Origin of the sequence: Bradyrhizobium shewense (assembly GCF_900094605.1) — a bacterium.
Lineage (GTDB): Bacteria > Pseudomonadota > Alphaproteobacteria > Rhizobiales > Xanthobacteraceae > Bradyrhizobium > Bradyrhizobium shewense.
Map to the genome: position 1 here is coordinate 148314 of NZ_FMAI01000002.1, position 23665 is coordinate 171978.

Genomic DNA, 23665 nt, shown 5'->3' on the forward strand with positions numbered 1-23665 from the left:
GTCGCCGGAAGCACCGTGCAAGCCGCTACTCGGCAGCTTCCTTAACGGTGCCGTGCTCGACCGCCTCGCCGCCTTCGCCGTCACCCGAACGGCCCCAGCCCGAGAACCAGTTGTTGAGCTCGTCGAGATAGAGATAGACCACCGGCGTGGTGAACAGCGTCAGCGCCTGGCTGACGATCAGGCCGCCGACCATGGCGTAGCCGAGCGGCTGGCGGATCTCGGCGCCGGTGCCGTGACCGAGCATCAGCGGCACGCCGCCGAGCAGCGCGGCCATCGTCGTCATCATGATCGGGCGGAAGCGGAGCAGGGCGGCTTGGCGGATCGATTCCGCCGGCGTCTTGTGCTCGTCGCGCTCGGCGGCGATGGCGAAGTCGACCATCATGATGCCGTTCTTCTTCACGATGCCGATCAGGAGAATGATTCCGATCAAGGCAATGAGGCTGAAGTCGAAGCCGGCCGCCATCAGGATCGCGAGCGCGCCGACGCCGGCCGACGGCAGCGTCGACAGAATCGTGATCGGATGGATGTAGCTCTCGTAGAGAATGCCGAGGATCAGGTAGACCACGACGAGCGCGGCGAGGATCAGCAGCGGCACGGTGCCGAGCGATTGCTGGAACGCTTGCGCCGTGCCCTGGAAGCTCGAGTTCAGCGTCGGCGGCGCGCCGAGCTCGGCCATCGCCTTCTGCACGGCTTCCGTCGCCTGGCCGAGCGCGACGCCCTGGCCGAGGTTGAAGCTGATGGTGATCGCCGGGAACTGGCCCTGGTGGCTGATCGAAAGCGGACGGACCGGATCGGTGGTCCAGGTCGCGAAGGTCGATAGCGGGACCTGATCGCCCGTCAGCGGTGACTTCAGATAGAGCTTGTTCAGGCTGTCGAGATTGCCCTGCATCTCCGGCAGGATCTCCAGGATCACCTTGTAGGTGTTGAGCTGGGTGAAATACTGCGTGACCTGCCGCTGTCCGAAGGCGTCATACAGCGTGTCGTCGATCAGCTGCGGCTGGATGCCATACCGCGCGGCGGTGTCGCGGTTGATCTTGAGCTGAACCGTGGTGCCCTGGGTCTGCTGGTCGGTCGCGACGTCGCGCAGCTCCGGCAGCGTCTGCATCTTGGCGAGGATTTTCGGCGCCCACTCGTTGAGCTCGGCGAGATCGGCGTCCTGCAGCGTGAATTCGAACTGCGTTCGCGTCGGTCGTCCGCCGAGCCGCACGTCCTGGGCTGCCTGCATGTAGACGCGGGCGCCCTCGACCTTGTCGAACTGGGGACGCAGTCGCGCGATGATCTGCTGAGCCGAGGCATCGCGCTTGTCGCGAGCCTTCAGCGTGATGAATATGTTGCCGTTGTTGCCGGCGCGGCCGCTGCCGCCGATCGACATGGCGACGCTGGCAACATCGGGATCGGCGAGGATGATCTTGCCGAGCTGTTCCTGACGCCGGGTCATCTCCTTGAACGAAATGTCCTGCGAGGCTTCCGAAGTCGCCGTGATCAGGCCGACATCCTGCTGCGGGAAGAAGCCTTTCGGGATCAGCACGAACAAATAGATCGACAGGCCGAGCGTGGCGAAAAAGATCGCGAGCGTGGTCCGGCGCCAGGCCAGGGCGTGATCGAGAACGTATTCGTAGCCGCGCAGCATCGTGTCGAAGGCGCGCTCGCTCCATTGATAGAAGCGGCCGTGGCGCACCTCGCCATGGGCGCGCAGGAAGCGCGAGGCCATCATCGGCGTCAGGGTCAGCGACACGAACATCGAGACGAAGATGGTCATCGCCAGCACGACGGCGAATTCGCGGAACAGGCGCCCGATGATGCCGCCCATCAAGAGCAGCGGGATCAGCACTGCGACCAGCGAGATGCTGATCGACACGATGGTGAAGCCGATTTCCTTCGAGCCGCGGAAGGCGGCCGCCATCGGCGATTCGCCTTCCTCGATGTAGCGCGTGATGTTCTCGAGCATCACGATGGCATCGTCGACGACGAATCCGACCGCGATGGTGAGCGCCATCAGCGATAGATTGTCGAGGGAATAGCCGACGACCCACATCAGCGCGCAGGCGCCGAGCAGCGCCAGCGGAACCGTGATGGCGGGAATGACGGTGGCCCAGAAGCTGCGCAGGAAGATGAAGATGACCATGACCACGAGCGCGATGGTCAGCAGCAACGTGAACTGGACGTCCTCGACCGCGGCGCGGATGGTCGTGGTACGGTCGCTGATGAGCTCGATCTTGATGGCGGGCGGGATCGCCGCCACGAGGCGGGGCAGGGTCGCCTTGATCCGATCGACGGTCTCGATGACGTTGGCGCCCGGCTGCTTGAATATCACCAGGAACACGCCGCGCTTGCCGTTGGCCCAGGCCGCCTGCTTGGCGTCTTCAGCGGCGCTGACCGCCTGGCCGATGTCGCGGATTCGCAACGGAGCGCCGTTGCGATAGGCGATGATGACGTCGTTCCAGTCCTTCGCGTGCGTGAGCTGGTCGTTGGCGTAGATCGTGTAGGCGCGCTTCTCGCCGTCGATATTGCCCTTCGGGCTATCGACCGTGGTGATCGCGATCTGGCTGCGTACGTCCTCCATCGACAGGCCCTTGGCGACTAGCTTCGCCGGATCGACCTGGACGCGGATGGAGGGTTTCTGCTGGCCGCCGATGAAGACCTGGGCGACGCCGGAGAGCTGGCTGATCTGCTGGGCGAGCTGGGCGTCGACCGCGTCGCTGACGCTGGTCAGAGGCAACGTCTCCGATGTCGCAGACAGCAGCAGGATCGGCGCATCAGCCGGGTTGACCTTGCGGTACGTCGGCGGCGACGGCAGGTTCTTCGGCAGCTGGCCGCTGGCGGCGTTGATGGCACCCTGCACGTCATTGGCAGCGCCATCGATGCTGCGGTTGAGATCGAACTGGATGGTGATCGACGCGGTGCCGAGATAGCTCGTCGAGGTCATCTGGGCGATGCCGGGAATCTGCGCAAACTGCCGCTCCAGCGGCTGCGCCACCGACGAAGCCATCGTCTCGGGGCTGCCGCCCGGCAAATTGGCGGTGATCTGGATGGTCGGGAAGTCGACCTGCGGCAGCGGTGCGACCGGGAGCAGGGGATAGGCGACGAGACCGACGAAGAGGATGCCGGCCATCAGCAGCGAGGTGCCGATGGGATAACGGATGAAAGGTGCCGAAATCCCGCCCTCGGTCATTCCTGTCGTACCTTGTTCTGGGCCGGGTTCGAACTCGCCACCGTCGTCGAGACGAGGCTTCCGGGCTGCACCTTGAACTGGCCGCCGGTGATCACCTGCTGACCGGGACTGAGCCCCTCTTCGATGACCGAATGTCCATCGATGGCGTAGCTGACCTTGACCTTGTGCACCTCGGCCTTGTTGTCCTGATTGACGGTATAGGCGTAGAGGCCGTTGGTCGAATGCTGGACCGCGTCATCCGGAACCACGGTCGCATCCTTCAGCGTCCGCACCAGAAGCCGCGTCGAGACCGACTGGCCCGGCCACAGCGTGTGGTCCTTGTTGTCGAACACCGCCTTGAGCCGGATCGTTCCGCTGCTGGTGTCGACCTGATTGTTGATGACCGCAAGCTTGCCCTCGGCCAGCGTCTTCTTGCCGTCGGTGGTGAAGGCGATCACCTTGAGCGCGCCGCTCTTCTGGCCTTCGGTGATATAGGGCAGCTGGTCTTCCGGCGCGGTGAAGATCACGGAGATCGGCTCGACCTGCGAGATCGTGACGATGCCCGTCTGTGTCGAGGCGTTGACGATGTTGCCGATGTCGACCTGGCGCAGGCCGGCGACGCCGGTGATCGGCGCCTTGACCTGGGTGTAGTCGAGCTGGGTCTGGGCGTTGGCGATCGCGGCTTCGTCGGCGGCGATCTGGGCGGTGAGCTGGGCGACGGTCGAGCGCTGGGTGTCGACCCGCTGGGCGGTGGCGAATTCGCCGAGCTTCATGGCGCGCTGAAGTTCGAGATTGGCGTTGGCGAGACTAGCCTCGTCCTGCGCCTTCTTGGCCTTGGCCTGGTCGAGCGTGGCTTGATAGGGACGGGGGTCGATCGAGACCAGAAGCTCGCCCTGCTGGACGATCTGGCCTTCGCGGAAGGCGAGCTTGTCGATCTGGCCATCCACGCGGGTGCGGACTTGCACGGTGTTGAACCCCTGAACCGTGCCGAGACCGGTCAGATAGACCGGGAAATCGACCTTCTGAACCGGGGCAACGCTGACGGGGACGGCGGGCGGGCGGGGTGGACCCTTCTGGGCGGTCTGGGTTTTTCCAGCCTGGGGGGCGCCGAATTTCTGCCAACCATAGTAACCCGCAGAGGCCACGGCCGCGATGATCAGAATCCAGAGGATCGGCCGGGACTTTTTCATATCGTCTCGTGTCGGCTCTTGTGCCCTCAGCTACGAATTATGGGGCAATCGTAGGGTTCCATAGCGTTTGTATAATACACGCCAAGTTCCAGTGTAAACAGCACTATCAGTTGAGAATCCTAAACAATTGGAAAGCTTTGCACCGTCTGGGCAGTGGTCTGGCGCGGCGGTGTGCAGTGCTGCATTTTCCCGGCAGGCGCGATCGGCGAGCAAACCTCAAGCAGCACTCCCGACGGTGTGCTCGGGCCGAATGGTGCGGGCCGAGCCGCCAGTCGTTATCGGTAACAAGAATGGTTCTAAGTCGGGCGGAAGCCGTTTCGGTTGTCAGGAATTTCGGCATCGTCCATATCGGCGCCGCCACAAAGGGAGCGCAGGATGGACGAGCTGAACGGCAAGCTGATCGCGTGCCAGATTCTGATCACGGGATTGATCGCGCGTGTCGCCAATGAGCAGCGCGATCCCTTGCGCTTCCTCACCGACTTCCGGGACGAGATCAAAGCCGTCGTGAACGGCGTCAACATCGCCGGCATGGACAGCACCGATCGCGTGCGCGCTGTTGCGCTGAAAACCGTCGACGAATTGTTTTCGCTGATGAAGCCGCCGAGCAGCGATTGATGCTGTGAGCGAGACCGCCGATTGCTCAGCATCGGCGCGTTGTCTTTTAGAACGAGTCCAATATCAGTTTAGAACGATTTCAAACTGTAGTTTAGAATTGTTTTGAACTGGACTGATTCAAGGGTTCTTGCGAGGCGCTCGCATTGACCCGCTATTTTGCGGCCGATACCAACAACCCACCGTTCGTCGAAGTGAATGAGCGAACAGGAAGATGGGGCGTTTGGTAATGGGGCAGGTGGTCGCACCGAAGTCGTTGCGTTCGGTCGCAGCATTCGGTCTGGTGGATGAAAAGTTCGCAGGCGTTTCCGGCAAGAAGGTCTCGGCAGTTGCGAGCTTGATCGCGGTGGCGTCGGTGTCGAGTGGCGCGCAGGCGCAGCAGTCGAACCTGCCGCCGGTGACGGTCGATGCTCCCGTCGAACGTCCGCGTCCAACGTCGTCGAAGCCCTCGCCGGAGCAAGTCCGCGCCCGCAATGCGATTCGCCGCGCCGCGCAGCGCGAGCAGGCGGCACAGCAGACGGCGCCGACCACGCCGTCAGGCGCTCCCGACGGCAATCCCTATGCCGATCCGGCCGCGCCCTACAAGGTCGACCACGTCCAGGCCAGCGGCAAGTTTCCCGAGAAGATGCTGAACACGCCCAAGTCGATCACGGTGCTCAGCAAGGAAGTGCTCGAGGACAAGAACGCGACGACGCTGAAGGAGATCGGGCGCTCGACCGCGGGCGTGACGTTGGGCTCGGGCGAGGGCGGCAACGCGTTCGGCGACCGTTTCTTCATCCGCGGCTTCGATGCGCGCAACGACGTGTTCATCGACGGCATCCGCGATCCCGCCGTTTCCATCCGCGAGAACTTCTTCACTGAACAGATCGAGATTCTGCGCGGACCGGCATCCTCCTACGCGGGACGCGGCACTGCAGGCGGTGCCATCAATATCGTCACCAAGCAGGCTGGCGACGTCAACTTCAAGCGCATGGACTCCGAGTTCGGTACCGACATGACCAAGCGCGTCACGCTCGACGTCAACCAGGTCATCGATCCGACCTTCTCGGTGCGCACCGGGGGCCTATTCCAGGATGCCAACGTCGCCGGCCGCGATTATGTGACAGACAATCGCTGGGGCACCTTCATTTCAACCAAGTACACCCCGACCAACGACATCAAGATCACCACGAACTACGTCCACACCGACCTCAGCGGTCTGCCGGATTTCGGCGTGCCCTATTACAGGCAGGGCAATGTGCCGGTGACCTCGGCCGGCATTCCGCGCGGCAACTGGTACGGCTTCCTCAACCGCGACTTCCAGACTGCGCGGCAGGATTTCGGCACCGGCACGATCGAGTACAAGGTCAACGAAGCCATCACCCTGACCAGCAAGGTGCGCGGCGAGCATTCCGTGCTCAACTATATCGGCACGCTGCCGCAGAACCCGATTACGACCAGCCCCAATCCGATGCTCTGGACCACGACGGCGAGCGCGCAGAGCCGGTACCAGAACGTGGACGTGTGGACCAATCAGAACGAGGCTACGTTCAAGCTCGACACCGGCGGGGTCAAGCACACCGCGGTGTTCGGCGTCGAATATTCGAACGAGAACATCTCGATCGACCGCTACGCAGGCCTCGCGTCGGAGCTGGCCGGAAGTCCCTTCACGAGCACCGGAGCCGTGACGGGGGTCAATCTCTACTCCCCGCAATATACCAACATTCCCTTCGGCATTCCGGGGCTGGTCGGAAATCCGACGCGCTATGGCGTCAACACCAGCAGCGTGTATGTCATGGACACCGCGAACTGGCAGGACACGATCATCCTCAACGGCGGTGTGCGCTACGACGGCTACAGCCAGAGCGCGTCGACGAACTCGGCCTACCTCAAGCAGAACAACGATCTCGTCAATTACAACGTTGGCGCGGTCTACAAGCCGATGTCGATCGGCAGCGTCTATGCAGCCTACGCGACCTCTGCCAATCCGTTCGGCTCGGAGCTTGATGCGACCGCCACCGACTACGGCGGCGTTCCAGCCAACTCGACCATCCTGCTCGGACCCGAGCGCAACAAGGCGATCGAGGTCGGTACCAAATGGGAGCTTGCTGATCGCCATCTGCTGGTGACCGGCGCGCTGTTCCAGACCACCAAGGACAACGCGCGCGAGACCGTCAGCGGCCTGCTTACCTCGGGCGCTGCCTACAGGATCCAGGGCATCGACATCGAAGCCGAGGGTAAGATCACCGATCGCTGGAGCATCTTCGGCGGCCTGGTGCTGATGCAGTCCAAGGTCACACAGAGCGGCGTTGCCTCGAACATTGGCCTGCAGCTTGCCAACATCGCGCACCAGTCGTTCAGCATGCTGACCAAATACAAGTTCGACGATGGCTGGGAGCTTGGCGGACAGGCGGTGTATCGCTCGAAGGTCTATGGCGGCACGTTCGCGGCCAACACCAACGAGTTGCCGAGCTATTGGCGCTTCGATGCGTTCGTCGAGAAGAAGATCGACAAGAACTGGACCATGAAGTTCTACGCCCAGAACCTGACCAACAAGCTGTATTACGACTCGTTCTATCGCAGCGCCGTGCCGTTCGTCGCAGTCGCGCCGGGCAGGGCGTTCTACCTCGTGACGACGGCGAAGTTCTGATCATGTTGACGTGTCTGCCTGGCGTCCTGAGCAAAGATGATGTGGCGGATTTCCGCCGCATCATGGACGCCAGCGCATGGGAGGACGGCCGGTCCACCGCCGGCGCGCAATCGGCGATGGTCAAGCGCAACGAGCAATTGCCGCCCGATAGCGAAGTCGCGCGAAAACTCGGCAACCGCATCATCTCGGCGCTGACATCGAACCCGCGCTTCATCGCGGCGGCAATTCCGCTCCAGATCTTCCCGCCGCTGTTCAACCGCTATGCGGCGGATAGCGGCCACCATTTCGGCCTGCATGTCGACAATGCGATCCGCGGCGACCGTCTGACCGGCCTTCGCATCCGCACGGACCTTTCGGTGACGCTGTTCCTCGCCGAGCCGGAAGAGTACGACGGTGGCGAACTTGTGATCGAGGACACTTACGGCTCGCACGAAGTCAAGTTGCCAGCCGGCGACTGCGTGCTCTATCCCTCGACCAGCCTCCACCTCGTCACGCCGGTGACGAGGGGAACACGGGTTGCGTCTTTCTTCTGGCTTCAGAGCATGATACGGGACGATCAAGCCCGGAGCATGATCTTCGACCTCGACACCGCGATTCAGGCGCTGGTGGACCGGCTCGGGCGTGACGATCCCGAAACGGTCAAATTGACGGGTATCTATCACAACCTCATTCGCTACTGGGCCGAAGTATGAAGACCATGACCTTCCAAGCAAGCCTTGCCGCAGCTTTGATGCTGACGGCCGCCTGGCTCGCATCCCCCGTTTCGGCCCAGACGCAACCCCCCTCGACACCGGCGCAGTCGACGGCTCAGCCGGCCCCGGTCGCTCCGGCGGCGCCCGCGGGCACCACGCCTGCGGTCCCGGCGCCTTCGGCTTCGACGGCAGCCACCCCGGTTGCTCCGACGGCGCCCTCAGCGGCCGCCGTTTCGACCACCGCCAAGCCTGATGCGTCGGCTGGCATCGCGCCGGCGATGAAGGAATTGTCGCCCTGGGTGATGTTCATGTCGGCGGACGTCATCGTGAAGGCGGTGATGATCGGGCTCGCCTTCGCGTCGCTGATGACCTGGACCGTCTTCATCGCCAAGTCGATCGAGCTGTCGGTCGCATCCTCCAAGCTTCGTTCGGCGCTGAAGAAGGTTGCGGAGACGCGCTCCCTCGCCGAAGCGCAGATGGCGCTCGGAGCCAAGGAGGGCATCCTGCCGTCGTTCCTGACTGCGGCCCTGCGCGAGGCGCGGATGTCGGCCGGCCTGTCCAGCGACGCGGGCATCAAGGAGCGCGCCGCCTCCAGCTTTTCCGAGATCGTGCGCGCCGAGGCGCGGCGCATCCGCATCGGCATGGGCGTGCTCGCGACCATCGGCTCGACCTCGCCCTTCGTCGGCCTGTTCGGCACGGTCTGGGGCATCATGAACAGCTTCATCGGCATCTCGAAGTCTCAGACCACGAACCTCGCCGTTGTCGCGCCCGGCATCGCCGAAGCGCTGCTCGCCACCGCGATCGGCCTCGTCGCCGCGATCCCGGCCGTCATCATCTACAACCACTTCTCGCGCGTGACGAAGAGCTATCTCGAGCTCGTCAGCCGTGCCTCGGGTGCCGCGGGGCGGCTGCTCTCGCGTGATCTCGACCGCAGCCACGGCAGCGTGCATTCGCGCGCAGCGGAGTGAGCCATGGGCGTTTCGCTCGCAGACAATGATGACGACGACGATTTCTCGGAAACGCATGACATCAACGTCACGCCGTTCATCGACGTCATCCTCGTGCTGCTCATCATCTTCATGGTCGCAGCTCCGCTCTCCACGGTCGACCTGCCGATCGATCTGCCGACGTCGAGCGCGACGCCGCAGAAGAAGCCGGATAAGCCGACCTATCTCAGCATCAAGCCCGATCTGACGCTTGCCCTCGGGGAGAACCCGGTTCACCGGGCCGAGCTGATCGGGACGCTCGACGGACTGTCCGACATGAGCAAGGACAAGTACGTCTTCCTGCGCGCCGATCGTTCGGTGCCGTACGGGGAGTTGATGGGCGTCATGGAGCTCCTGCGCTCAGGCGGCTATACGCGGGTGAAGCTGGTGGCGCTGGAAGGCGCGCCGGGAGCGCCTGCGGCAGGCGCCGCTCAGCCTTAGAGGCCCGCTATGTCGGACGAACACAGACCATCCCGGAAGCTCTGGATCCTGGCGGCGGTGGCCGCGCTCGTGCTCCATTTGGGTGGTGCTGCGCTCGCGCTGGCTCATTTGCGCGCTGACGACGACGGCGACGGCCTGGGTGCGAACGGTGCGGAATTCGCCGTGGAGATGGCATCGCCCAAGGCGCCCGAAACCGATCTGCCGCCCGGGCCCGACAGCGAAGCGATGCAGGAGCAGCAGGCGCTTCCCGAGCAGAAGGCCGAGACCAAGGAGACGGAGCTTCCAAAGGACCAGTCGCAGCAGGTCGAGGATCCCGACCGCGTCGTGACCGAGAACAACGCGAAGAAGCCGACCGAAGACGATCCGAAAATTCAAGCGATCGAAACGCCGGCCGCCGAAGCCTCGCCGAAATCGGTTGCGACGGCACGGCAGACGCTCGAGGAGGACGCGCGCGAGGCCGAGAAGGCGCTGGCGCCCGTCATCGGCATCGGCAAGGACATCCTGAAGCTGACCGCCGACTGGAACCGCAAGATCAGTGCGCATTTGTCGCTGCACAAGATCAATCCGGAAGGCAAGCAGCCCAATAACCAGAAGGTCAAGGTGAGCTTCGCGATCAACCGGAAGGGCAACGTGCTGTCGGTGGATGTGGTGGAGTCATCAGGGGATTCAGCCTACGACGCGGCCGCGATCTCGATCGTCCGCAAGTCGGATCCGATCCCGCAGCCGCCTGCCGGGCTGACCGAGGACCGGTTCGAGCGGACCGTCGATATCATCTTCACGCCGGCCGACGCGAAAAAGAAGAAGACCGCTCAGCGCCAGTAGAGCCGGATGCCGACATAGACGACGACTAGGCAGGCGAAGATCAGCGCCACCGGGAGCGGCCGTTTCTGGGTTCCAGCTGCCGCACCAGCCCCGAAAAAGCTGGTCGTCTTTGGCTTCGGCGCCGGACGGCGGAAAGCGGTAACATTGTCCGCCGCTGCTTCAGGCGGGCGAGGGCGGACGTCGGGTGCCGCCCCCGCACCGCCCATCTCGGCATAATAGGCCTTGTAGATTGCGCCGATGGTCGCCTCGGTGGCCTCGCCCTCGCTCATCTGCGCCAGCAGGTTCTGGTAGCTCGCCAGAAACTCCTGGGCTTCCGGCGGCAGCGCGGACGCCCCGTTGAGCTTGGCCATCATCTTCCAGGTGGCAAAATCGGCGCGGGCGCGGGTGTCCGCGCGTCGCGCGATCAGCATATCGGCAGCTTTGACCAAGTCGGCCTCTGGCCCTTCGGCTTAAAGTTCGGGTGGCTGTTCAACTACGCATTGCCGGTCAGGAAGAGAACAGCCTGAATCACATAACCGGTCAACGTTCGCAGTATTACTGAAATAACATCAAGATTTAGACCGAACTGGGAACCTGCAAGGGGCAGCAAGATCAACAGGCCGATCAGGATCAGCATCCCGAACGGCTCGAGCCGGGCCAGCGGCATGGCGAGGGCGCGGGGCAACAGCCCGACCGCGACGCGCCCGCCATCGAGCGGCGGGATCGGCATCATGTTGAAGACCGCGAGGATGGCGTTGATGATGAGCGCATTCTTGAGGTTGTCGGCGACCCATTTCGCGGAGCTTGCGGGGACAAGGGGCAGGGCGTGGAAGGCGAGGGCCACTGCAAGCGCCAGCAGGATGTTGGTGACCGGCCCGGCCAATGCCACCCAGACCATGTCCAGTTTGGGGTTGTTCAGCTTGCGGAAGTTGACCGGCACCGGCTTGGCGTAGCCGAACAGGAACGGCGAGTGCGCGAACAGCAGCATCGCCGGTAGGATCACGGTGCCGAACGGGTCAATGTGGCGGAGCGGGTTGAAGCTGACGCGGCCGAGCTGCGAGGCCGTGTCGTCCCCGAGCCGGTCCGCGACGAAAGCGTGCGCAGCCTCGTGGAAGGTGATGGCGAGCACGAGGGGAAGCACCCATACCGACAGATCATAAAAGGAAATGTTCACGGCTCGTCCGTCCCGGTTTGCCTGCGGCCTTGCAGCCGTCCCGGCCAACCGGCGGTACAGCAACGCTTCGGCTCAACATAGGGGGAGCGGTCCCGAAATGCCACGCTGCAAAGGGTCCGCCGGCAGCACGCCGTCGTGCCATCGTGCAATTACGCCGGAATCGTCCCCGGATGTTGTGGCAGGCCGTCGTCGAGCTTCAGCCAGGCGGGCTTTTCCGAGACCCAGAAGTGCTCGGTCGGCGCAAAGGCATTGCGGTCGTCGAAAACGGAGAGGGACACGCCCGCCAGCGTACCATTACGCCGCCACGCGAACAGGCGGGTGCCGCAGCGCTTGCAGAACACGCGGTCGATGTTCTCCGACGACGCATAGCGCTCCGTCTCGCCTTCGACGCTCAGCGCGCGCTGGTCGAACTGCGCGCGGGCGAAGAAGGGCGAGCCCATCGCCTTCTGACACAGGCGGCAATGGCAGACGCGAACGTTGAGCGGCTCGCCCTCCGCCTTGAACCGCACCGCGCCGCACAGGCATCCACCTTCCCGGGTCATGATGTCCTCAATAGGTTGCGCGCCCGCCCGAGATGTCGAACACGGCGCCGGTGGAGAAGGCACAATCTTCGGACGCGAGCCAGGCCACCATCGCGGCGAGCTCTTCGACCAGCACGAAGCGCGCCTTTGGAATCTTCGACAGCATGAAGTCGATATGCTGCTGCGTCATCTGGTCGAAGATCGCGGTCTTGGCCGCGGCCGGCGTCACCGCATTGACGAGGATATCATGCGCGGCGAGCTCCTTGCCGAGCGACTTTGTCAGCGCGATCAGGCCGGCCTTGGACGCCGAATAGTGCGAGGCGTTCGGGTTGCCTTCCTTGCCGGCGATCGAGGCGATGTTCACGATGCGCCCGTATTTCTGCTTGAGCATCGCGGGCACGATGGCCTTGCAGACGATGAAGGGACCGTCGAGGTTGATGCGCAGCACCTTGCGCCATTCCTCGAGGTCCGTTTCCCAGACCGGCTTGTTGACGCCGGCGATGCCGGCATTGTTGACGAGGATGTCGATCTTGCCGAACGCGGCGAGCGTCGCATCGCGCGCCTGCTCGACGGCTGCGGTGTCGGTGACGTCGACCTTGAAGACCTTGGTCTCGCCGCCGATCTCTTTCGCCGTCTTGTCGGCCAGCGCGGCGTCAAAATCCCAGATCCCGACCTTGGCGCCGGAGGCGGTGAGGCGCTCGGTGATGGCGCGGCCAAAGCCCTGCGCGCCGCCGGTGACGATGGCGACGCGGCCGTTGAGGTCGATCTTGTTCATGAGAAATCCCCTTATCTATCCCTCATGGTGAGGAGCGCGCAGTTGGCGCGCGTCTCGAACCATGGAGCCCGTGGCCCATCCCTCGAGACGGCGCTGTCGCGCCGCCTCGGGATGAGGAGTTGATCAGAGCATGTAGCCGCCGTCGACGACGAGGTCGACGCCGGTGGTGAAGGCGCTCTCGTCACTGCCGAGATAGACCGCCATCGATGCGATCTCGTCGGCGGTGCCGAGCCGGCCCATCTTCTGGCGGGAGATGAACATCTCCTTGCCTTGCGGTCCCTGTGCGGCGGCGCGGTCGAGCATCGAGGGCGTCTCGACGGTGCCGGGGCAGATCGAGTTGCAGCGGATGCCCTTGGTGATGAAATCGAGCGCGACCGCACGCGACAGCAGCGACACTGCCGCCTTCGACGAGCTGTAGACGTAGCGGTTCGCCGGCGGCCGCAGCGCTGCGCAGGACGAGATGTTGACGATGCTGCCGCCGCCGCCCACGATCATCTCGGGCAGGAAAGCCCTGATGGTCCGGTGCATCGACTTGACGTTGAGGTCGAACGAGAAATCAAAATCCTCTTCCGAGCACTCCAGGATGGTGCCGTGGTGCACGAAGCCGGCCGCATTGAGCAGGATGTCGATCTTGCCGATACGCTTGGCAAAGGCGTTGACGTCGGCGGTGTTGCGCACGTCGAGCTTTGCGACCTCGGCGATGCCTTCCTTGGTCAGATCAGCGATACCGGCCTCGTTGATGTCGGTGGCGATGACGGTTGCGCCTTCACGCGCGAATGCGAGGGCGCATGCGCGCCCGATGCCGGCGGCCGCAGCCGTGACGACGGCGCGTTTGCCCTTGAGGCGGTCTGCCATGTTGTTTTCTCCTTGAATTGGTGCCGTCATTCCGGGGCGCGGTGCAGCCGCGAGCCCGGAATCCATAACCACGATCGGGAGTATGGATTCCGGGCCTGCGCCTTGCGGCGCATCCCAGAATGACAATCTTGGTCAGTGATTATCCCGCGCCACACCAAACGTGCCGGCGACGTTCTGGTAGCGTGTGGCGAGCTCCATGCAGGCGCCGGTCGATTGCTGGCCGACGGTGTTGCGATAGATCTCCTGCCACGGCGTCTGGTTCTGCGGATGCTTGAAGCCGCCACTGGCCTTGAGCTCGGCGTGACGCTTCTTCAGCTCCTCATCCGAGATCAGGATGTTGGCGCTGCCCTTGTTGAGATCGACGCGGACCTTGTCGCCGGTCTTGAGGACCGCAAGTCCGCCATTGGCGGCAGCTTCCGGCGAAGCGTTCAGGATCGAGGGCGAGCCCGAGGTGCCGGACTGGCGGCCGTCGCCGATGCAGGGCAGGGACAGGATGCCACGTTTGATCAGCGCTGCCGGCGGCTGCATGTTCACGACCTCGGCGCCACCAGGATAGCCGATCGGCCCGGTGCCGCGGATGAACAGCACGCAGCGCTCGTCGATGTCGAGCGAGGCATCGTCGATCCGCTCGTGATAATCCTCCGGCCCCTCGAACACGATGGCGCGGCCCTCGAAGGCGTTGGGGTCTTTCGGATTGCTGAGATAGCGGTCGCGGAATTCCTTGGAGATCACTGAGGTCTTCATGATCGCGGAATCGAACAGATTGCCCTTCAGCACCAGGAAGCCGGCATCCTTCACCAGCGGCTTGTCGTAAGCCCAGATCACGTCGTTGTCGGGGACAGGCGCGTCCTTGCAGTTCTCGCCGATGCCGCGGCCGTTGACGGTGACGGCGTCCTCATGGATGCGCTTGTGCTTCATCAACTCGCGCACCACCGCAGGCACGCCGCCGGCGCGGTGGAATTCCTCGCCGAGATAGAAGCCGGCCGGCTGCATGTTGACCAAGAGCGGCACGTCGTGGCCGACCTTCTGCCAGTCCTCGATGGTGAGCTCGACGCCGATGTGGCGGGCCAGCGCGTTGATGTGGATCGGCGCGTTGGTGGAGCCGCCGATCGCCGAATTGATCACGATGCAGTTCTCGAACGCCTTGCGGGTCAGGATGTCCGAGGGCTTGAGGTCTTCCCAGACCATCTCGACGGCGCGCTTGCCGGTCTCGTAGGCGATCTGGCCGCGCTCGCGGTAGGGGGCGGGGATCGCCGCGCAGCCCGGCAGCGAGAAGCCGAGCGCCTCGGCAAGACCGTTCATGGTCGAGGCGGTGCCCATGGTGTTGCAATGGCCGACCGACGGCGCCGACGAGGCCACGATCTCCATGAACTCTTCATAGTCGATCTCGCCCGCGGCGAGCCGCTCGCGCGACTTCCAGACGATGGTGCCGGACCCGGTGCGCTCGCCGGCGTGCCAGCCGTTCAGCATCGGGCCGCCCGACAGCACGATCGCGGGCAGGTTGACGGTCGCCGCCGCCATCATGCAGGCCGGCGTGGTCTTGTCGCAGCCGGTGGTGAGCACGACGCCGTCGAGCGGATAGCCGTAGAGGATCTCGACCAGGCCGAGATAAGCGAGGTTGCGGTCGAGCGCGGCGGTCGGGCGCTTGCCGGTCTCCTGGATTGGATGGGTCGGGAATTCCATCGCAATGCCGCCGGCCTCGCGGATGCCCTCGCGGACGCGATGGGCAAGCTCGATATGGTGGCGGTTGCAGGGAGAGAGGTCGTTGCCGGTCTGGGCGATGCCGATGATCGGCTTGCCGGACTGCAGCTCGGCACGGGTGAGGCCGTAATTGAGGTAGCGCTCCATGTAGAGCGCCGTCATGCCCGGATTATGCGGGTTGTTGAACCATTCCTGCGAGCGAAGGTGGCGGCGGGAGCCGTTGCCGGCGGGCGCATGCCCATTGGTTGGCTTTTTTGTCATTGGTTTCTCCTGCAATGCAAACGCACTGGCGTCCGTCCATTTACATCAGTCTTGGGGTGTCGGCTTGTGCGATGCCCAATGACGCCAATGACGGATCGCTGGCCCGCTGGCGGGTCGTTTCCTCACAAATGCGATACTAGTCATGGCTACTTGGTAACGCTACCATTTTGTTCGCCGCGCCTGCGCTTGAAACGGTCGGCCTGCTGTCCGAATGGCGCGGCGATGAGCTTTGCCGCTCGATCACCCTGAAGCCGAGATCGAGCACCGGCTGCTCCGGGCGCCGTCCGTCGATCGCCTCGATCAGCATGGTGGCGGCCGTTTTGCCCATCTCGTAGCGGTTGGTGCGCACGCTGGTGAGGGTGGGGACGGCGGACGCCATGAATTCGAGGTCGTTGAAGCCGACGATCGCGATCTGCTCGGGGACAGCGATCTCCCGGCGCCGGCATTCGAACAGCACGCCGAGCGCAAGGTCGTCATTGGCGCAGAACACCGCATCGAGATTGGGCTCGCGCGCCAGGAGATCGGTGAACAGGGCGCCGCCCAGCGTCACCGAGGTCGGTGTCGCCGTGGTGACGACGAGGCGCTGCTCGAACAGTGCGGCATCCTTCATCGCCGAGACATATCCGTCCAGCCGCCGCTGCACCCGCGGGTCCATGCGCGCACCGACGAAGCCGATCTTGCGGCGGCCCTGCTCGAACAGGTGCGCAACCGCTGCGCGGGCTGCATCATAGTGCGAAAAGCCGATCATCATGTCGACCGGATCGGGGCCGATCTCCATGATCTGCACGATCGGGCAATCGGCGGCCTCCAGCATGGCGCGCGATTCCGTGGTCTGGTCGATGCCGGTGACGATCAGCCCGGCCGGCTTCTGCGCGAGAAATAGTCGCAGCAGCTTTTCTTCCTGGAGGATGCTGTAGCGCGTGTTGGACAACTGGATCGAGTAACGGCTGCCTTCGGACGCGTCGTAGATGCCGCGCAGCACGTCCGAGAACACGTTGTTGGTGAGGGAGGGGATCAAGACACCGATGACCTCGGTGCGTTGCGAGGCCAGCGCGCGGGCCGCAAGGTTCGGCACATAGCCGAGCTCCTTGGCGGCGCTCTCGACCCGCGTCCGCTTGCCGATCGACAGGGCCTCCGGATTACGGAAGAAGCGGGACGCCGTAATCGGGCTGACGCCGGCAAGCTCGGCGACTTCCGCCAGCCGGATCTTGCCTGACTTGGTGCGTTTTCGACCCATTTGCTGCTCTTAACACAGTCAGTCCCGCAAACAAAGGAACGTTGACAGCGCTACCAGCAACGACTAACCAAAGACAAATTGCCAAAACCGCACAAACTGCCGACAATGTTGCCCGCTAAGATCGGGCCGAGTTCGGTGAAGTCTGAAAAAACAAGACGGTCGCGGCGCTAGAGGCGCCGTGGACTTTCGAGGAGGGAGCTAGATGTCGTCTGTGCAAATCCGCGACGTGCGGAAATCGTTCGGCAATTTTGAAGTCCTGCACGGCGTGACTGTACCGATCGAGGACGGCCAGTTCGTCGTTCTGGTCGGCCCCTCCGGCTGCGGCAAGTCGACGCTTCTGCGCATGCTCGCCGGTCTCGAGAACATCACCTCCGGCACGATCTCGATCGGCGACCGCGTCGTCAACAATGTCCAGCCCAAGGAGCGGGACATTGCGATGGTCTTCCAGAACTACGCGCTCTATCCGCACATGACGGTCGCCGACAACATGGGCTTCTCGCTGAAGCTGCGGAATGCGGGTGCCGACGAGATCAACAAGCGCGTCAAGCGCGCCGCCGAGATCCTCGCGCTGTCGCCGCTGCTCGATCGCTATCCGCGCCAGCTCTCCGGCGGCCAGCGCCAGCGCGTCGCGATGGGCCGCGCCATCGTGCGCGACCCGCAAGTCTTCCTGTTCGACGAGCCCTTGTCCAACCTCGACGCCAAGCTGCGCGTCGCCATGCGCACCGAGATCAAGGAGCTGCACCAGCGGCTGAAGACGACGACCGTCTACGTCACCCACGATCAGATCGAAGCCATGACCATGGCCGACAAGATCGTCGTCATGCATGACGGCATCGTCGAGCAGATGGGCACGCCGCTCGAGCTCTATGACAAGCCCGACAACCAGTTCGTCGCCGGCTTCATCGGCTCGCCCGCGATGAACTTCCTGAAGGGGCATGTGCGCGTCAACGGCGTTGCGACCTTCGAGGGACCGAACGGCGTCAAGCTGCCGCTCAAGACCGCGCCCGCGGCGTCCGACGGCCGTCCCGCGGTCTACGGCGTGCGGCCCGAGCATTTCACCATTGCCGACGACGGCGCCGAAGCCGAGATCATCGTGGTCGAGCCAACCGGCTCGGAGACGCAGGTGTTCGCCAAGATCGGCGGCGAGCAGGTCGTCGCGGTCTTCCGCGAACGCCACCAGTTCAACCCGGGCGACAAGGTCCGGCTGAAGCCCGACCCGTCACTGGTGCATCTGTTCGACGAGGCTACGGGAAAGCGCCTGAACGCGTAGCGTGAGTTTAAGTTAAGACAATAAAAAGCATCACAGGGAGGACGACATGCAAGACTTTACCCGCCGGACTCTGCTTCAAGGCGGAACGGCACTGGCTGCGACCGGCATGCTCACCGGGCCGGCACTGTTCGATTTCGCCAAGGCCTGGGCGCAGAGCGCGCCCTGGAAGGCGGAGCCCGGTGCCAAGCTGACCGTGATGCGGTGGAAGCGCTTCGTGCCGGCTGAGGACGATGCGTTCAACGCAATGGTCGCGGCGTTCAAGGCTGCCACCGGCACCGAGATGAACGTGTTCAGCGAATCCTTCGAGGACGTGCAGCCGAAGGCCTCTGTTGCGGCCAATACCGGCTCCGGACTCGATCTTGCCTGGGGCCTGCACACGTTGCCGCAGCTGTTCCCCACCAAAGTGCTGAAGATGAACGACGTCGCCGATTATCTCGGCAAGAAATACGGCGGCTGGACCGATGCGGCCGCCAAGACCTGCAAGCAAGGCAACGATTGGCTCGGCATTCCCGTCGCGACCAACGGCGGTTACATGACGTACCGCAAGTCGGCGCTCGACAAGGCGGGGTTCAAGGAGTTCCCGAAGGACTTCCCGAGCTTCCTCGAGATGTGCAAGGCGCTGAAGGCGAACAACACGCCGGCCGGCTTCGCTCTCGGGCACGCCTCGGGCGACGGCAATTCGTGGCTGCACTGGGTGCTGTGGGGCCACGGCGCCTACACGGTCGACCAGAACGACAAGATCATCATCAATTCGCCGGAGACGGCGAAGGCGCTGGAATATTGCAAGGCGCTGTACGACAGCTTCATCCCGGGCACCGCGTCCTGGAACGATTCCTCCAACAACAAGGCGTTCCTCGCCGGCGAGCTCTATTGCACGGCGAACGGCATCTCGATCTACGTCGCCGCCAAGACCGATGCGAGCAAGAAGGAGCTCGCCGCGGACACCTATCACGCGCTCTGGCCGGTCGGACCGGTCGGCAAGCCGACCGAGCTGCAGCTTGCGCTGCCGATCCTCGCCTTCAACTTCACCAAATACCCGAACGCGTCAAAGGCTTTCGTCGCCTTCATGCTGGAGAAGGAGAATTACGAGAAGTGGCTGGACGGCGCGCAGGGCTATCTGACGCAGACCTTGAACGGCTATGAATCGGCGCCGATCTGGACGGCGGATCCCAAGAATGCCGTGTTCTCGCAGGCGTCCAAGCGCACTCTCCCGGCGGCCGGTATCGGCACCGTCGGCGAAAAGGCGGCGACGGCAATCGCCGACTTCATCGTCGTTGACATGTTCGCCAACTACTGCACCGGCACCAAGGATGCGAAGGGCGCGATGGCGGAAGCCGAGCGCCAGCTGAAGCGCATCTATCGCTGAGGGTCACTGAGCGGGCGGCCATTCGGCCGCCCGCTCGTCAACATTTCGATCAGGGATATCGGGCATGGCTGATGTCGCAATTCCCCGGGCCAAGCCTCATATGAGCGAGGACAGCGCCTGGACCCAGCTCAAACACAATCGCAACTGGCTCGGCTTCTGGTTCATGGTGCCGGCCATGGCGTTCCTGATCTTTTTCCTGGCTTATCCGCTGGGCCTAGGCATCTGGTTGTCCTTCACCGATACCCGCATCGGCAGGGTCGGGCATTTCGTCGCCACCGAGAACTATGAGTGGCTGTGGGACGATTCCATCTTCTGGCTGTCGGTGTTCAACACGCTGCTCTACACCTTCGTCGCCAGCGCCCTCAAATTCGCGATCGGGCTTTATCTCGCGCTGCTGCTGAACGAGAACATGCCGTTCAAGGCGATGTTGCGCGCGATGGTCCTGATCCCCTTCATCGTGCCGACGGTGCTCTCGGCGCTGGCGTTCTGGTGGATCTTCGATTCGCAATTCTCCATCATCTCCTGGTCGCTGAGGCATCTCGGCATCATCAACCAAAACATCAACTTCCTCGGCGACACGACGTGGGCGCGGATTTGCGTGATCTTCGCCAATATCTGGCGCGGCGTGCCGTTCGTGGCGATCACGCTGCTGGCGGGCCTGCAGACGGTGTCGCCCTCGCTCTATGAAGCGGCAACGCTCGACGGCGCCACGCGCTGGCAGAATTTCCGCTTCATCACCTATCCGCTGCTGACGCCGATCATCGCCGTCGTGATGACCTTCTCGGTGCTGTTCACCTTCACCGACTTCCAGCTGATCTGGGCGATGACCCGCGGCGGCCCCGTCAACGCCACCCATCTGATGGCGACGCTGTCTTACCAGCGCGCGATCATCGCTGGGCAGCTCGGGGAGGGCGCGGCGATATCCAGTGCCATGATTCCGTTCCTGCTCGCTGCCATCATGGTGTCCTGGTTCGGCCTGCAGCGTCGCAAGTGGCAGCAGGGAGAGAACAATGACTGATCTTCCCACCAGGTCCGTTGATCTCAAGGCCGTGCTATCGGGATCTTCTCCGACGGTGGCGAAGGACGATCACAGCGAGGGCATGAGCTATCTGCAGTCGGTGCCGCGCCGGATGGTGACGCTGTACCTGCCGCTCGCGATCATCGTCATTGTTCTGCTGTTTCCGTTCTACTGGATGGCGCTGACCTCGGTGAAGCCGGACGAGCAATTGCTCGATCTCGACAGGTACAACCCGTTCTGGACCTGGAATCCGACCTTCAAGCATTTCCACAAGCTGCTGTTCGAGAGCTACTACCCGTACTGGCTCTGGAACACGATGTACGTGGCCGTCTGTGCGACGGTGCTTTCGATCATCGCGTCGGTGTTAGCTGCCTACGCCATCGTGCGCTTGCGCTACAAGGGCGCCAATCTCGTCGGCGGGCTGATCTTCCTCGCTTATCTGGTGCCGCCGTCGATCCTGTTCATCCCGCTCGCCACGGTCGTGTTCCAGTACGGGCTGTTCGACTCGCCGCTGGCGTTGATCCTGACCTATCCGACCATCCTGATCCCGTTCTCGACCTGGCTCTTGATGGGTTATTTCAAGACCATCCCGTTCGAGCTCGAGGAATGCGCGCTGATCGACGGGGCGAGCCGCTGGCAGATCCTGGTCAAGATCGTTCTGCCGCTCGCAATCCCCGGCCTGATCTCGGCCTTCATCTTCTGCTTCACGCTGTGCTGGAACGAGTTCATCTACGCGTTGACCTTCCTGCAGTCGACCAGCAACAAGACGGTGCCGGTCGCGATCGTCAACGAGTTCGTGGACGGTGACATCTACCGCTGGGGTTCGCTGATGGCCGGAGCCTTGGCCGGCTCGCTGCCGCTCGTCATCCTTTACGCCTTCTTCGTGGAGCATTATGTGTCCGCGATGACCGGCGCCGTGAAGGAATAGTCGCGGGGTCTGCCACGGGAGCGCGCCGGAGGCTGCGCGCTCCGGCCAATAATCAAGGAGTTAAGCTCTTGCACATTCTGGTTCTCGGCGCCGCCGGCATGGTCGGCCGCAAATTGTGCGAACGGCTGTTGCGTGACGGCCGGCTCGGCAAGAGCGACATCACCAAGCTGACCATGCATGACGTGGTCGAGCCGAAGAAGCCGGAGAAGGCTGGTTTCCCCGTCGAGACCGTGTCGGGCGATTTCGCCGTGCCGGGCGCGGCCGAAAAGCTGATCGCCGGCCGCCCGGACGTGATCTTCCATCTCGCCGCGATCGTCTCCGGCGAAGCCGAGCTCGATTTCGACAAGGGTTACCGCATCAATCTCGACGGCACGCGGATGCTGCTCGACGCTGTCAGGCTCGTCGGCGGCGGCTACAAGCCCCGCGTGGTCTTCACGTCCTCGATCGCGGTGTTCGGCGCGCCGTTCCCGGATGCGATCGGCGACGAGTTCTTCCACACCCCGCTGCTCAGCTACGGCACCCAGAAGGCGATCGGCGAACTCTTGCTCGCCGACTATTCGCGCCGCGGCTTCCTCGACGGCATCGGCATCCGCCTGCCGACCATCTGCATCCGGCCCGGCCTGCCCAACAAGGCGGCATCGGGCTTCTTCTCCAGTATCCTGCGCGAGCCGCTGGCCGGCAAGGACGTGATCCTCCCGGTGTCCGAGGACGTCCGACACTGGCACGCCACGCCGCGCTCGGCCGTCGGCTTCCTGCTCCATGCCGGCACCATGGATCTCGCCACGGTCGGCCCGCGACGCAATCTGACCATGCCGGGTCTGTCGGCGACGGTCGGCGAGCAGATCGCCGCCTTGAAGCGGGTTGCGGGCGAAAAGGTCGCGGCGCGTATCAAACGTGAGCCTGATCCCTTCATCGTCGGCATCGTCGGCGGCTGGCCGCGTAATTTCAATGCGAAGCGGTCGCTCGAGCTCGGCTTCACCACCGCCGAGGAGACCTTCGACGACATCATCCGCATTCACATCGAAGACGAGCTAGGCGGCAACTTCGTCGCATGATCTCTGACTGAGCGGGCCCTGGTGATGGCGAGCGTTGCTTGCATCGGCGAATGCATGGTCGAGCTCAGACAGGCGCAAGGAAACGCGTCTGCCGGGCAAGGGCAGGGCGGCGGGCTATATTCGCGCGGCTTCGGCGGTGACACCCTCAACACCGCGGTCTATCTGGCGCGGCTCGAGGTCAAGGTCGATTATCTCACCGCGCTCGGCGATGACGGCCTCAGCGATGAGATGATCGCGGCCTGGAACGCGGAGAACGTCGGCACAAGGCGCGTCGTGCGGTTGGCCGGCAAGCTGCCTGGCCTCTACATGATCCAGCTGGATGCGAAGGGCGAGCGCCAGTTCTTCCACTGGCGCGACAGCGCGGCGGCGCGCCAGCTGATGAACCTGCCGGAGACCGACGAGCTGCTCAACTCGCTGATGAGCTACGACATCGTCTATCTCTCCGCGATCACGCTCTCGATCTACGATGCGCCCGGGCGCGAGCGGCTGTTCGCGGCGATCAAGCGCGCGCGCCTGCTCGGCACCCGCTTCGTGTTCGACACCAATTTTCGCGCGCGGGGATGGCCGGACCGCGATGTCGCGCGCGAGGTGTTTGCGGCTGCTTTCGCCGCCGCCGACATCGTGCTGACCTCCACCGAGGATCTGCTCGCGCTCTATCCCGGGGAGAGCAACGACCAGCTGATGGCGCGCATCCCGACGCCCGAGCTGGTGTTCCGGCTTGCCGAGCCCGTCAGTCTGCTGCGTTTCCCCGGGGCTACCCATGAGGTCCGGGCCGAACCGATGACCAAGCCCGTCGTCGACACCACGGCGGCCGGCGACAGCTTTGCCGCGGCCTATATCGCGGCCCGGCTCGCCGGTTCCGATCCGGTCGAGGCCGCCCAGGCCGGGCATCGCCTCGCCAGCCTCGTGATCTGCTATTCCGGCGCCATTATTCCGGGTTATGCCATGCCGCCGAAGAAACGACACCGGCCGGCGACCTCTCGCCAGGCGACCAAGTAAAGA

Annotated in this window: 21 protein-coding genes; 12 read left to right on the top strand and 9 right to left on the bottom strand. The window is 63.7% G+C overall.

Annotated features, from left to right (window positions below; genetic code table 11):
• Positions 1–25: 25 nt before the first annotated feature.
• On the bottom strand, positions 26–3172 hold the full coding sequence (locus tag GA0061098_RS04870; RefSeq protein ID WP_091954297.1) for a multidrug efflux RND transporter permease subunit: 3147 nt from the start codon (positions 3170–3172) through the stop codon (positions 26–28).
• Positions 3169–4341, bottom strand: a complete 1173-nt coding sequence (locus tag GA0061098_RS04875) for an efflux RND transporter periplasmic adaptor subunit (protein WP_165637168.1) — start codon at positions 4339–4341, stop codon at positions 3169–3171. The genes GA0061098_RS04870 and GA0061098_RS04875 overlap by 4 nt, the downstream gene beginning before the upstream one ends.
• Before the next feature lie 375 nt (positions 4342–4716).
• On the opposite strand from GA0061098_RS04875, the gene GA0061098_RS04880 reads away from it, so the two are divergent.
• From GA0061098_RS04880 to GA0061098_RS04905, 6 genes are all read left to right on the top strand, one after another.
• The gene (locus tag GA0061098_RS04880) at positions 4717–4956 is read left to right on the top strand and encodes a hypothetical protein (RefSeq protein WP_018319817.1); all 240 of its coding nucleotides are present in this window, start codon (positions 4717–4719) and stop codon (positions 4954–4956) included.
• 226 nt (positions 4957–5182) lie between these two features.
• The gene (locus GA0061098_RS04885; protein ID WP_091954303.1) at positions 5183–7582 is read left to right on the top strand and encodes a TonB-dependent receptor; all 2400 of its coding nucleotides are present in this window, start codon (positions 5183–5185) and stop codon (positions 7580–7582) included.
• A 2-nt stretch (positions 7583–7584) separates the two neighbouring features.
• Entirely contained in the window at positions 7585–8274 is a 690-nt protein-coding gene (locus GA0061098_RS04890) for a Fe2+-dependent dioxygenase (protein WP_028145173.1), read from the top strand.
• Positions 8271–9242, top strand: a complete 972-nt coding sequence (gene exbB, locus GA0061098_RS04895; protein ID WP_091954306.1) for a tonB-system energizer ExbB — start codon at positions 8271–8273, stop codon at positions 9240–9242. The genes GA0061098_RS04890 and exbB overlap by 4 nt, the downstream gene beginning before the upstream one ends.
• 3 nt (positions 9243–9245) lie before the next feature.
• A complete protein-coding gene (gene exbD / locus GA0061098_RS04900; RefSeq protein ID WP_028145171.1) occupies positions 9246–9701 on the top strand; it encodes a TonB system transport protein ExbD in 456 nt (151 codons plus the stop codon).
• Between the two features lie 9 nt (positions 9702–9710).
• Positions 9711–10523, top strand: coding sequence for an energy transducer TonB family protein (locus GA0061098_RS04905; RefSeq protein WP_091954308.1), 813 nt, complete (start codon positions 9711–9713; stop codon positions 10521–10523).
• On the opposite strand, the gene GA0061098_RS04910 is transcribed toward GA0061098_RS04905, so the two are convergent.
• From GA0061098_RS04910 to gntR, 7 genes are all read right to left on the bottom strand, one after another.
• Positions 10511–10933: a hypothetical protein gene (locus GA0061098_RS04910; RefSeq protein ID WP_091955167.1), complete on the bottom strand. Its 423-nt coding sequence runs from the start codon at positions 10931–10933 to the stop codon at positions 10511–10513. The two genes, GA0061098_RS04905 and GA0061098_RS04910, sit on opposite strands and share 13 nt — an antisense overlap.
• A gap of 62 nt (positions 10934–10995) precedes the next feature.
• On the bottom strand, positions 10996–11676 hold the full coding sequence (locus GA0061098_RS04915) for a site-2 protease family protein (protein ID WP_091954309.1): 681 nt from the start codon (positions 11674–11676) through the stop codon (positions 10996–10998).
• A 149-nt stretch (positions 11677–11825) separates the two neighbouring features.
• Complete coding sequence (locus GA0061098_RS04920) at positions 11826–12218, bottom strand: GFA family protein (protein ID WP_091954310.1); 393 nt, start codon at positions 12216–12218, stop codon at positions 11826–11828.
• Positions 12219–12225: 7 nt separating this feature from the next.
• The gene (locus GA0061098_RS04925; protein ID WP_091954313.1) at positions 12226–12972 is read right to left on the bottom strand and encodes an SDR family NAD(P)-dependent oxidoreductase; all 747 of its coding nucleotides are present in this window, start codon (positions 12970–12972) and stop codon (positions 12226–12228) included.
• Positions 12973–13095: 123 nt separating this feature from the next.
• Positions 13096–13827 carry an SDR family oxidoreductase gene (locus GA0061098_RS04930; protein ID WP_091954315.1) on the bottom strand — a complete coding sequence of 244 codons (732 nt, stop codon included), beginning with the start codon at positions 13825–13827 and terminating at the stop codon, positions 13096–13098.
• Between the two features lie 132 nt (positions 13828–13959).
• Positions 13960–15789 carry an IlvD/Edd family dehydratase gene (locus GA0061098_RS04935; protein WP_091954318.1) on the bottom strand — a complete coding sequence of 610 codons (1830 nt, stop codon included), beginning with the start codon at positions 15787–15789 and terminating at the stop codon, positions 13960–13962.
• Positions 15790–15925: 136 nt separating this feature from the next.
• Positions 15926–17026 carry an HTH-type transcriptional regulator GntR gene (gene gntR, locus GA0061098_RS04940; protein WP_091954321.1) on the bottom strand — a complete coding sequence of 367 codons (1101 nt, stop codon included), beginning with the start codon at positions 17024–17026 and terminating at the stop codon, positions 15926–15928.
• A 202-nt stretch (positions 17027–17228) separates the two neighbouring features.
• On the opposite strand from gntR, the gene GA0061098_RS04945 reads away from it, so the two are divergent.
• The 6 genes from GA0061098_RS04945 (at position 17229) to GA0061098_RS04970 (ending at position 23662) form a co-directional block, all read left to right on the top strand.
• Positions 17229–18296 carry an ABC transporter ATP-binding protein gene (locus GA0061098_RS04945; RefSeq protein WP_091954325.1) on the top strand — a complete coding sequence of 356 codons (1068 nt, stop codon included), beginning with the start codon at positions 17229–17231 and terminating at the stop codon, positions 18294–18296.
• Between the two features lie 46 nt (positions 18297–18342).
• Complete coding sequence (locus tag GA0061098_RS04950; RefSeq protein WP_091954328.1) at positions 18343–19662, top strand: ABC transporter substrate-binding protein; 1320 nt, start codon at positions 18343–18345, stop codon at positions 19660–19662.
• A gap of 100 nt (positions 19663–19762) precedes the next feature.
• Complete coding sequence (locus GA0061098_RS04955; protein ID WP_201759889.1) at positions 19763–20680, top strand: carbohydrate ABC transporter permease; 918 nt, start codon at positions 19763–19765, stop codon at positions 20678–20680.
• The gene (locus tag GA0061098_RS04960; protein ID WP_018319835.1) at positions 20673–21608 is read left to right on the top strand and encodes a carbohydrate ABC transporter permease; all 936 of its coding nucleotides are present in this window, start codon (positions 20673–20675) and stop codon (positions 21606–21608) included. Before GA0061098_RS04955 ends, GA0061098_RS04960 begins: the two co-directional genes overlap by 8 nt.
• A gap of 68 nt (positions 21609–21676) precedes the next feature.
• Positions 21677–22663, top strand: a complete 987-nt coding sequence (gene denD / locus GA0061098_RS04965; RefSeq protein ID WP_091954334.1) for a D-erythronate dehydrogenase — start codon at positions 21677–21679, stop codon at positions 22661–22663.
• Positions 22664–22687: 24 nt separating this feature from the next.
• Positions 22688–23662 (top strand): sugar kinase, encoded by a 975-nt coding sequence (locus tag GA0061098_RS04970; protein ID WP_091954337.1) that lies wholly within the window; start codon positions 22688–22690, stop codon positions 23660–23662.
• Positions 23663–23665: the final 3 nt, after the last annotated feature.

Coding starts and splice junctions, on each gene's coding strand:
- GA0061098_RS04870 (WP_091954297.1), bottom strand. CDS start 3,172: ATGACCGAGGGCGGGATTTCGGCACCTTTCATCCGTTATCCCATCGGC.
- GA0061098_RS04875 (WP_165637168.1), bottom strand. CDS start 4,341: ATGAAAAAGTCCCGGCCGATCCTCTGGATTCTGATCATCGCGGCCGTG.
- GA0061098_RS04880 (WP_018319817.1), top strand. CDS start 4,717: ATGGACGAGCTGAACGGCAAGCTGATCGCGTGCCAGATTCTGATCACG.
- GA0061098_RS04885 (WP_091954303.1), top strand. CDS start 5,183: ATGGGGCAGGTGGTCGCACCGAAGTCGTTGCGTTCGGTCGCAGCATTC.
- GA0061098_RS04890 (WP_028145173.1), top strand. CDS start 7,585: ATGTTGACGTGTCTGCCTGGCGTCCTGAGCAAAGATGATGTGGCGGAT.
- exbB (WP_091954306.1), top strand. CDS start 8,271: ATGAAGACCATGACCTTCCAAGCAAGCCTTGCCGCAGCTTTGATGCTG.
- exbD (WP_028145171.1), top strand. CDS start 9,246: ATGGGCGTTTCGCTCGCAGACAATGATGACGACGACGATTTCTCGGAA.
- GA0061098_RS04905 (WP_091954308.1), top strand. CDS start 9,711: ATGTCGGACGAACACAGACCATCCCGGAAGCTCTGGATCCTGGCGGCG.
- GA0061098_RS04910 (WP_091955167.1), bottom strand. CDS start 10,933: ATGCTGATCGCGCGACGCGCGGACACCCGCGCCCGCGCCGATTTTGCC.
- GA0061098_RS04920 (WP_091954310.1), bottom strand. CDS start 12,218: ATGACCCGGGAAGGTGGATGCCTGTGCGGCGCGGTGCGGTTCAAGGCG.
- GA0061098_RS04925 (WP_091954313.1), bottom strand. CDS start 12,972: ATGAACAAGATCGACCTCAACGGCCGCGTCGCCATCGTCACCGGCGGC.
- GA0061098_RS04930 (WP_091954315.1), bottom strand. CDS start 13,827: ATGGCAGACCGCCTCAAGGGCAAACGCGCCGTCGTCACGGCTGCGGCC.
- GA0061098_RS04935 (WP_091954318.1), bottom strand. CDS start 15,789: ATGACAAAAAAGCCAACCAATGGGCATGCGCCCGCCGGCAACGGCTCC.
- gntR (WP_091954321.1), bottom strand. CDS start 17,026: ATGGGTCGAAAACGCACCAAGTCAGGCAAGATCCGGCTGGCGGAAGTC.
- GA0061098_RS04945 (WP_091954325.1), top strand. CDS start 17,229: ATGTCGTCTGTGCAAATCCGCGACGTGCGGAAATCGTTCGGCAATTTT.
- GA0061098_RS04950 (WP_091954328.1), top strand. CDS start 18,343: ATGCAAGACTTTACCCGCCGGACTCTGCTTCAAGGCGGAACGGCACTG.
- GA0061098_RS04955 (WP_201759889.1), top strand. CDS start 19,763: ATGAGCGAGGACAGCGCCTGGACCCAGCTCAAACACAATCGCAACTGG.
- GA0061098_RS04960 (WP_018319835.1), top strand. CDS start 20,673: ATGACTGATCTTCCCACCAGGTCCGTTGATCTCAAGGCCGTGCTATCG.
- GA0061098_RS04970 (WP_091954337.1), top strand. CDS start 22,688: ATGGCGAGCGTTGCTTGCATCGGCGAATGCATGGTCGAGCTCAGACAG.